At 54.6% G+C, this 6,753-nt stretch carries 3 protein-coding genes; all 3 read left to right on the top strand.

All coding sequences use genetic code 11. The features are described from left to right. Positions 1-251 precede the first annotated feature (251 nt). Positions 252-1,427: a DUF4268 domain-containing protein gene (locus tag BC443_RS07225; RefSeq protein WP_071231147.1), complete on the top strand. Its 1,176-nt coding sequence runs from the start codon at positions 252-254 to the stop codon at positions 1,425-1,427. A gap of 63 nt (positions 1,428-1,490) precedes the next feature. Next, the gene (locus BC443_RS07220; RefSeq protein WP_071231146.1) at positions 1,491-3,605 is read left to right on the top strand and encodes an RNA-binding domain-containing protein; all 2,115 of its coding nucleotides are present in this window, start codon (positions 1,491-1,493) and stop codon (positions 3,603-3,605) included. Further along, positions 3,598-6,750: a type I restriction endonuclease subunit R gene (locus BC443_RS07215; RefSeq protein ID WP_071231145.1), complete on the top strand. Its 3,153-nt coding sequence runs from the start codon at positions 3,598-3,600 to the stop codon at positions 6,748-6,750. The genes BC443_RS07220 and BC443_RS07215 overlap by 8 nt, the downstream gene beginning before the upstream one ends. Positions 6,751-6,753: the final 3 nt, after the last annotated feature.

Below are 6,753 nucleotides of genomic sequence, written 5' to 3'. Positions count from 1 at the left end.
AGAGATGGCGATAGCAGTAAGTCATGGCAACACCGTACCTGATGGCTCACGTGTTGCACTTGGTCATTGAGACCGCCTACTATTGGCATTTAAAAAAACTGCAGGGGATCTTGACGAGCTAATCAAAGTGAATAGTAACGAGCTGGCTTCGCTTGCAGCGATGCGAGACACCCTCCTCCCTAAACTCCTCTCTGGAGAGCTGACAATTCCCAGCGTCGAAGAGGCGCGGGCCGAACCGCAGGAAGCCGCCCATGTATAAAATCGACTCGGCCCAAAACCGCATTGCCCCGCTTGAAGCCAAACGCTTTGGCGAGCTGGGCTTTAGCGAGCGTAAGCATCTCCAGGAGTGGCTGGAGAACTGCCCACAGGCGTTGGCGCAGACGGATGGCGAAGAGCTACTGATCATCCAGAAGGAGTTCGATGGCTTCGACGATACCCGTGAGCGACTGGATCTTCTTGCCATCGATAAAGATGGCAACTTGGTGATCATCGAGAACAAACTCGATGATTCCGGGCGTGACGTGATCTGGCAGGCTTTGAAATATGCCGGGTACTGCGCGAATTTGAGCAAGTCACAGGTCGTCGATATCTACCAACGCTATCTCAATCAGAAGGCGCAGGAAGCTGACCAATCACCGGCTAATGCCGTGGACAATCTGGTCGAATTTCTGGAAGTCGATGGGTTAGAAGCCGCTCAAATCAATCGCATCAAGACGCAGCGTCTCATTCTCGTCGCGGCGCGCTATCGCAAGGAAGTGACCAATACCGTGCTCTGGCTAAGCCAGTTCGGGATTACCTGCAAGTGCTTTAAAGTTACGCCCTATCAGGCTGGTAGCGAGCTGTTCCTCAATGTCGAGCAGATCATACCGACACCGGAATCCACGGAGTTCATGATCGGCATGGTTGCCAAGGAGGATGAGGAGAAAAGTGCCGATACCGAACAGAAGCATCGACATCGGTTACGGCTGGACTTCTGGGAGCAGGCACTGGAGGCGTTCAATAACAGTCATTGCTCGCTTTATAACAATATTAGTCCGATGAAGGACCACTGGCTTAGCGCTGGCTCCGGCATCAGCGGCATGCCCTATCAGCTTACCTTTGGTAAAAACGAGATACGCATCGGGTTAAGCCTTCAGAACGGGCACGCTGAAGCCAATGCCTTCGTATTCGATCGGCTGGAGGCGCAGAAGGAGGCGATCGAAGCGAGCTTCGGCGAACCGCTGGTCTGGCTACCGTTACCGGCCAAGAAGGCCTGTCGCCTCCAGTACACCAAGGCTGTGGACGGTTATGACAAGGCAAACTGGCCGGGCATGATCGAGTGGATGGTATGGCATATGACTCGCTTCGAGAGCGCCTTGCGTGATCCGCTAAAGATCATTAACCAGCAACTGAAGCAAGCCAGTTTCGAGCATTCCGAATCGCTGTGACTTTATGACGAGAGTCGTTGTGCCGATAAAAAGAAATCAGCGCGTACAAAATTGAGGTTGTTGATGCTGGAAATTGACTCTTTGGAAGATATCGTCGCACTGCGTGAGAGCGTCGACGTCGAGTGCAAGCTGGCCCAGGGCCGCGATGGCAAGGGCGCTTTGCCCAAGGAGTTCTGGCCGACCTATAGCGCCTTCGCCAACACATATGGAGGCGACATTCTCCTCGGTGTCGCTGAAAAGTCGGGAAAGTGTTTTGAGCTGGCAGGTATCGTTAACCCCCAGAAAATCATTGATGAGTTATGGGCTGGACTCAATAACCCTGAGAAAGCCAGCGTTAATATCCTCCATGATCATTGCGTGAGGGTGCTTGAAATTGATGGGCAAACACTAGTACAGGTTCATGTGCCTGTCGCAGCCCGCAAGGACAAGCCTGTCTTCATCAAGGGCAACCCTCTAACAGGTACTTACCGGCGTTTGAATAGTGGCGATCAGCTGCAGACTAATGAAGTGGTGCGGCGCATGCTGGCTGAGCAGGCCGAGGACGAACGTGACGCACGTATCCTTCGCGGTTTTGATATGGGAGATATCGAAAAAGATAGTTTGCGTATTTATCGGCAGATGCTCAAGGATGCGAAGCCTGGTCATCACTATCTTGAACTCGATGACAAAGCGTTTTTAAAAAAGCTGCGTGGCTGGAGGAGAGATAGACTAACAGGTGAAGAAGGGCTGACATTGGCTGGCTTGCTGATGTTTGGGCGTTGGGAAGCCATTCAGGAAGCCGTTCCTCACTATTTCGTGGATTACCAGGAGCGGCCGGAGGCTAAAACAGAGCTTCGATGGATAGATCGTCTGGTCCCAGATGGGAGCTGGTCAGGCAATTTGTTCGACTTTTATCGACGCGTCTATCGAAAGCTGACAGCGGATCTCAAGGTGCCCTTCAAACTTTCGGAAGGGCGACGAAAAGATGATACGCCAGTGCATGAGGCCATTCGAGAGGCATTGATTAACACATTGGTACATGCTGATTATTCTGGCAGTGTGCCGGTTCTGATAGTTAAACGCCCGGACATGTTTGGCTTTCGTAATCCTGGCGATATGCGCATTCCGCAGGAAGATGCCGTAAAAGGAGGACTATCGGATTGCCGTAATAGAATTATGCATCAGATGTTTTTAATGATAGGCCTTGGAGAGCGGGCAGGTTCAGGATTGCCCAAGATTTATAGTGGTTGGGATTGGCGTCATTGGCGGCGCCCGGCTTTATATCAAAAATTGGAACCTCAACAGACTTTGCTGGAATTGAGGATGCTGGAACTGTTTCCTGATGGAATATTGAATCAACTGACCGACATGTTTGGTGAGGCTTTTCTTCATCTTCCCAGATTCGAAAGACTGATTCTCGCTACTGCCGCCACAGAGCAGGTCATCACGCATACAAGAATTTGCGAAATCACCACCCAGCATGCCCGTGATGTTACTGCGACGTTGCAACAGTTAGCAAAACTGGACTTTTTGAAGGCAAGTGGGCATGGCCGTGGCACGGTCTACCACTTGCCTGGCGAAAGCTTACCCACGCCCGAGCAGGTGTTTGGCGATACCATGGTATCTACTCCATCAGATCGTCTCGTTAGTGAGGAAGATGAAGTTATTGATAGAAATCAATATCTTGAGTCTTCTTTTTTCGACACGAGCTCCGTGGATAGCTCCGTGCGCCCTGTAGATAATGTAGAGGGCTCCGTAGATAACGCAGTGAGCTCCGTAGATAGCGGATCGGGCTCTGTAGATAGCGAGACGTCGTTAGGTAGCGAGCGCTACGATAAGAATGGTCGGTTGCTGACAACTGATCTGCCAGCGCCAATGATCCATGATCTCAAGCGGTTGTCCCCAACTTTAAGGAGTACGTTGGAGGACATGGCTAGCTTGCCTCGTCATAAGAGGCGTGTGACCCCGAAGGAACTCGAGAAAGTCATTCTGGACTTGTGTGATGGTCATTACATCACGCGTGCCTGTCTGGCTGAACTGGTACAACGAGAACCCGATAGCCTGCGTAACCAGTACCTAAAGAAAATGCTGCAAAATCATCTGCTTATTCAGGCTTTCCCTCAAGTACCGACTCACAATATGCAGGCGTATATGGCACGGCCCTCAAGTCGCGACCTTCAAGGTGCAATAGATGACTGAAGATCAGCTGGAGCAGCTCTGTCTCGAATGGTTCAGCGAGACCGGCTGGGAAACCGCTAGTGGGCCGGATATCGCGCCCGATGGCTCTGCCCCTGAGCGGGAGGACTATCGGCAGGTGTTGTTGCTGGTCGATCTCGAGGCGGCACTCTCGCGGCTCAATCCGCAGCTACCGGTGGACGCCATCCAGCAGGCTGTGGCGCAGGTTAGCAAGCCGGAAAGTCCCGACCCGGTGCTGGCCAACCGCGCATTCCATCGGCTGCTGTTGGACGGCGTGCCGGTGCAGTACAAGCAGGATGATGAGCCCGTCCATGATCGCGCCTTTCTGATTGACTTCGAGCATGTCGAAGCCAATCGCTTCCGGGCTATCAACCAGTTCACCATAACGGGTGCCAAACAGCCTCGGCGACCTGATGTGGTCTGCTTCATCAACGGTCTGCCGCTGGCGGTGATCGAGCTAAAAAGTCCCAGCAGCGAGGTTGCCGATATCTGGGATGCCTTCAATCAGGTGCAGACCTACAAGGCGGAAATTCCAGATCTATTCGTCACCAATGAAGCGATCATAGTGAGTGATGGCTACTGGACGCGTGTCGGCTCGCTGACGGCGGATCAAGAGCGCTTCATGCCGTGGCGTACGCTTAAGCATGAGGATGACAAGCCGCAACTGGAGTGGCAGCTGGAAACCCTCGTACGGGGCTTCTTCGACCGTGAGCTGTTCCTCGACTATCTGCGCTATTTCGTGCTGTTCGAGACTGACGCGGAGAAGGTAATCAAGAAGATTGCCGGCTATCACCAGTTCCACGCGGTGCGTGAAGCGGTCAAGGCGACCGTGATCGCCTCGCGGGAGATAGCCAGCGGTGTTGGCGAGAGGCGCGCTACCTATGGCGAGGAAGTCGTGCCCGGCAGCAAGAAAGCGGGCGTAGTGTGGCATACCCAGGGCTCCGGCAAGAGCATCTCGATGTGCTGCTATGCGGGCAAGCTGCTGCAACAGCCAGAGATGGGCAATCCGACGCTGATCGTCGTCACGGATCGCAACGATCTGGATGGCCAACTGTTCACGACCTTCAGCAACGCCCAGACACTGCTGAAGCAAGAGCCGGTACAAGCGGGAGATCGCGAGACGCTCCGTCGCCTGCTGGCCGAGCGTGAGTCCGGCGGCATCATCTTCACCACGGTGCAAAAGTTTGCGCTGCTGGATGACGAGAGTGGGCATCCCTCCCTGAACGAGCGTCACAACATCGTGGTGATTTCCGACGAAGCCCACCGCAGTCAGTACGGCCTGAAGGCAACCCTGAAGCAGGATGGAAGCTACAAGTTTGGCTTCGCCAAACACATGCGCGATGCGTTACCCAACGCGGCTTTCATTGGCTTCACCGGTACCCCGATCTCCAGCGAAGACAAGGACACGCGGGCCGTATTCGGCGACTACGTTTCGGTCTATGACATTCAGGACGCCGTCGACGATGGCGCCACCGTTCCCATCTTCTACGAGTCGCGTCTGGCCAAGCTGGAGATCAACCGCGAGGAGATCGAGCAGCTGTCCGGGCAGGTCGACGAGATTATCGAGGACGAAGAGGACACCGGGGCGCGAGAGCGCACCAAGGGCGAGTGGAGTCGCCTTGAGAAGCTCGTGGGCGCTCAACCCCGCTTGAGTCGGATCGCTGCTGATCTGGTTGAGCACTTCGAAACCCGCAACGCGGCGATCGAAGGCAAGGCGATGATTGTCGCCATGAGCCGCAGTATTTGTGCCCAGCTGTACAACGAAGTCGTCGCGCTGCGCCCTGAATGGCATGACAATGATCCAGAAAAAGGCGCCATCAAGGTCATCATGACCGGTTCCGCCGCCGATGACGCTCTGCTGCAACCTCACATCTACAACAAGCAGACCAAGAAGCGGCTGGAAAAGCGCTTCAAGAACCCCGCTGACCCGCTGAAGCTGGTGATTGTGCGTGACATGTGGCTGACGGGCTTTGATGCGCCTTGCTGTCACACCATGTACGTCGATAAACCCATGAAAGGCCACAACCTGATGCAGGCCATTGCTCGTGTAAATCGGGTATTCAAGGACAAGCCCGGCGGTCTGGTGGTCGACTACATTGGTATCGCCAATGAGCTGAAGAATGCGCTGAAGACCTACACCGACTCCAGAGGCAGGGGCCAGCCGACGCACAGCGCGGAAGAAGCATTGGCGCTGCTGCTGGAGAAGCTCGATGTCGTTCACGGCATGTTTGCCAAAGGGCCGAATAGCGATGGCTTCGATTACACCGGCTTCGAGGAAGCACCCCACAAACTGCTGGTGCCCACCGCGAACTACATTCTCGGCCTCGAAGACGGCAAAAAGCGTTTTCTCGATACCGTGCTGGCCATGAATAAGGCCTACTCCCTTTGCAGCACGTTGGACGAAGCACGCGAACTGCACAAGGAGCTGGCGTTTCTCTCGGCGGTGAAGGCGGCGCTGGTCAAGTCCACGAGCGTGGACCGCAAGCTGAGCGAGGAAGCGAAAAACTCGGCCTTAAAGCAGATTCTTGATAACGCCATCGTCGCCGAAGATGTTACGGATGTGTTCGCGCTCTGCGGTCTCGACAAGCCCAACATTGGCCTGCTTTCCGATGAGTTTCTGGAAGATGTGCGTCAGATGCCTTACCGCAACCTGGCCGTCGAGCTGTTGGAGAAGTTGCTGAAGGATGAGATCAAGGCCAAAACACGCAGCAACGTGGTGCAAGAGAAGAAGTACGCCGATCGCTTGCAGGAGACGCTGCGCAAGTACAACAACCGGGGAATCGAGACGGCGCAGGTGATCGAGGAACTGATCGCCATGGCTAGGCAATTCCAGGCCGAGATGGAGCGCGACGTAGCACTTGGCCTGAACGCCGATGAAATCGCCTTCTACGACGCCTTGATTACCAATGAGAGCGCCGTGCGTGAGTTGGGGGATGACACGCTACGAGCGTTGGCGGTCGAGGTAACCAATAAGCTTCGGAACTCCACCACCGTGGACTGGCAGGTCCGCGAAAGCGTACGTGCCAGGCTACGTATCCTGGTGCGCCGCACACTGCAGCGCTACAAGTATCCGCCGGACAAGTCGCCGGAAGTTATCGAACTGATTCTCAAGCAGGCAGAGCTGCTTTCAAATAGTTGGACCCAGTGACTA

Source organism: Salinicola sp. MIT1003, from assembly GCF_001858555.1.
GTDB classification, from domain to species: domain Bacteria; phylum Pseudomonadota; class Gammaproteobacteria; order Pseudomonadales; family Halomonadaceae; genus Salinicola; species Salinicola salarius.
The sequence above is the reverse complement of the archived record's forward strand: the minus strand, read 5'-3'. Positions and strand labels throughout refer to the sequence as shown.